At 61.9% G+C, this 2,585-nt stretch carries 3 protein-coding genes and 1 pseudogene; 2 read left to right on the top strand and 2 right to left on the bottom strand.

Annotation, left to right across the window (positions count from 1 at the left end):
* Together EN991_RS41850 and EN991_RS31750 are read left to right on the top strand one after the other, a co-directional pair.
* Window positions 1-158 (top strand): annotated as a pseudogene (locus tag EN991_RS41850) (TOBE domain-containing protein); the annotation flags it as partial.
* A 20-nt stretch (window positions 159-178) separates the two neighbouring features.
* Window positions 179-937, top strand: coding sequence for an MBL fold metallo-hydrolase (locus EN991_RS31750; RefSeq protein WP_127370230.1), 759 nt, complete (start codon window positions 179-181; stop codon window positions 935-937).
* Window positions 938-1,044: 107 nt separating this feature from the next.
* Here the strand turns inward: EN991_RS31750 and EN991_RS31745 are convergent, their stop codons facing one another.
* A complete protein-coding gene (locus tag EN991_RS31745; RefSeq protein WP_013531378.1) occupies window positions 1,045-1,746 on the bottom strand; it encodes a TetR/AcrR family transcriptional regulator in 702 nt (233 codons plus the stop codon).
* A 143-nt stretch (window positions 1,747-1,889) separates the two neighbouring features.
* A partial coding sequence (locus EN991_RS31740) for an amidase family protein (protein ID WP_245461131.1) occupies window positions 1,890-2,585 on the bottom strand: 696 nt, incomplete at its 5' end.

Genomic DNA, 2,585 nt, shown 5'->3' with positions numbered 1-2,585 from the left:
TGGTTTTCCAGGGCAGCTTCAAGCGCGTGCTCGCCGTTTCCGTCGAGGACCCTTCGCTCCACTTCATCGCCAAATTGCCCGCGACGGCGACCGTCCAGCCGGGCGACAGGGTCGCGATTTCCTGCGATACCGACCAGATCATCCTGCTGACGGACTGAACTTTCTGACGGATTGAAACATGGCAACGCTTGCGGTCATCGAGGCACCAGACTGGTACGAGACCATCCGCATGAGCGATGGCGTGACCTTGATCCACGAGCCTTGGATAAAACCGTTCTTCCGCTGCAATATGTGGCATGTGCGCGGCCGCGATCGCGATCTCCTGTTCGACACCGGGCTTGGCCATTTCAGCCTCAGGCGTCACGTGCCGTTGGTCAGCGAGCGCAAGCTGATTTGCGTCGCCAGCCACACGCATTTCGACCATATAGGCTGTCACCACGAATTTCCCGAGCGCTGCGTGCACGCCGCCGAGGCCGGGATCCTCGCCGATCCGCGTAACGAGTGGACGGCAGCCGGCACCTATGCGACCGACGAAATGTTCGATCGCATGCCGCAAGGCTGGGACACGGCGCGCTACGGCATTCTGCCCGCACCGGCCGGCCGTTTGCTCGAGCATGGGGACGTCGTCGATCTCGGCGATCGTGCCTTCGAGGTGATCCACACGCCCGGCCATTCGCCCGGCGGCATCGCGCTCTATGAAAACAGGACGGGCATCCTGTTATCAGGCGATATCATCTATGACGGCCCGCTGATCGACGATGTCTACCACTCGGATATCCCCGATTACATGGCGACGCTCTTGCGTATGCGCGACCTCGATGTCTCGGTCGTGCATGGCGGCCATTTCCCGAGTTTCGGCAAAGTGCGCTACCGCCAGCTCGTCGACGAGTATCTGGAACAGAAGCGGCGAGCCGGCTGCCATCTGCGGCAGCCCTGAAAGCGGTCAGAGCGGTTCACCGTTTCACGGAAACGGCGAACCACTCCAACTCCTTGTTTGGCGCAATTCCGGACGGAAAACCGTTTCACACTTTTCCTGGAATTACTCTAGCGCATCAATTCGAAATGCCGCGGAAACGCTTGATGCAGCAGGAGCAGCATGGTCTTGCGCAGCACGTTGGTGTCGCGGCTGGATGGATTGAGATGATCCCAGTACCAGGCGCCATGAACCAGATAATTCAGGCTCTCCGACAGCGTGTCGATGTCGACGCCGGTGTAACCGCCGCTGCGCGAAATCTCGATCAGCAGCTCGCGCGCTTCGGCGGTGTAGGCAAGATCGCTCGGCAGGCCGATCTCATTGTAGATCTGCATGCTCTTGCGGTCGCTGGAGAACACGACAAAGACCGAAACCCATTTCGGGTGCTGGCGGGCGAAACGTTGCGCGCAATCGACCGCGCCCAGGGCCCGCTCAACCGGCGACAGGCCGGGCGCTCGCACCAGCGTCACCCACAGCTCATCATATCGATCGCTGAGATACTGCAGGACGGCGCGAAACAGGTTCTCCTTGCTGCGGAAATGGAAGACGACCAGGGCATTGGACGAGCCGACATGTTCGGCGATGCGCTGCATGGTGACGCTTGCCAGCCCCTCCTCCGCGATGAGCTCGATGGTGGCGTCGATGATCCGCTGCACGCTGGCTTCGCCGCGTTCGCGCCGACGGTCCTTGGGCGGCGCGGCATCGTTTGCGGCACGTCCATTCTTCGCCGTTGCGCCTTTGCGTTTTGCCGCCGCAGCTTTTTGTTGCGCCATCTTCGTCCAGCTCCTTTCGGACCTTCTGCCGGCGATCACCGACGCCGCCGCCACGGATCCGTCTATTCGAGGTGTCCGGCGTCGGCTCACCACAACCGAAACCGCAGATCAACCACGATCGCGGCAAGGGCCGCATCGCCCTGTTATAGCGACGGGCGCGTTTCGGCGTTTGTGTACCACTGCCCCTTGGCCGTCTCATAGGCCATGGCCGCCCGGAAGACATCGGCATCGCAATAGGTGCGGCCGACGATCTGGATGCCTGTCGGCACGCCGCTTGCCGCCCGGCCCGACGGCACGGATAGAACCGGACAGCGGCTCATCATGTTGAACGGCGTCGTCATCACCCAGCCAAGCGACGGGTTCACCTGCTTGCCGTTGATCTCGACCGTGCCCGTTGTCTGATCGAACTCCGCCGGCACGGCGGGAAGCGCGTTGGTCGGGCAGATCAGCACATCGTAGGTCTCCAGCAGCGGCCCCAGCGTCTGGTACATCCTGGCCGCCACTTCCAGTGTTCCGACAAAGTCCGTCGCCTTCGACCTCTGCCCGTCCTCGGCGAACTGCCTGGCATAGCTCGTCATGTCCTTGCCGTGCTCCTTGAGCAGTTGCGACAGCGAGGCGCCGAACAGATGTTCGAGATAGGCCATGCCCGCCTTGAGCACGTCGTCGCCCCAGCCCAGATCGACTTCCTCGACCGTGGCGCCAAGCGAGCGAAACACATCGCAGGCGGCAAGCGTGTTCTTGCGCACATCGGGGTCCACTTCGAAAGAACCGAGGTCCATCGAGAAAGCAATCTTCCAGCCCTTGATCGGCTTGTAGTCGCTGGGCAGGCGCAGTTTGGG

This window comes from Mesorhizobium sp. M7A.F.Ca.US.005.03.2.1, from assembly GCF_003997795.1.
GTDB classification, from domain to species: Bacteria; Pseudomonadota; Alphaproteobacteria; order Rhizobiales; family Rhizobiaceae; genus Mesorhizobium; species Mesorhizobium ciceri.
The sequence above is the reverse complement of the archived record's forward strand: the minus strand, read 5'-3'. Positions and strand labels throughout refer to the sequence as shown.

Coding starts and splice junctions, on each gene's coding strand:
- EN991_RS31745 (WP_013531378.1), bottom strand. CDS start 1,746: ATGGCGCAACAAAAAGCTGCGGCGGCAAAACGCAAAGGCGCAACGGCG.
- EN991_RS31750 (WP_127370230.1), top strand. CDS start 179: ATGGCAACGCTTGCGGTCATCGAGGCACCAGACTGGTACGAGACCATC.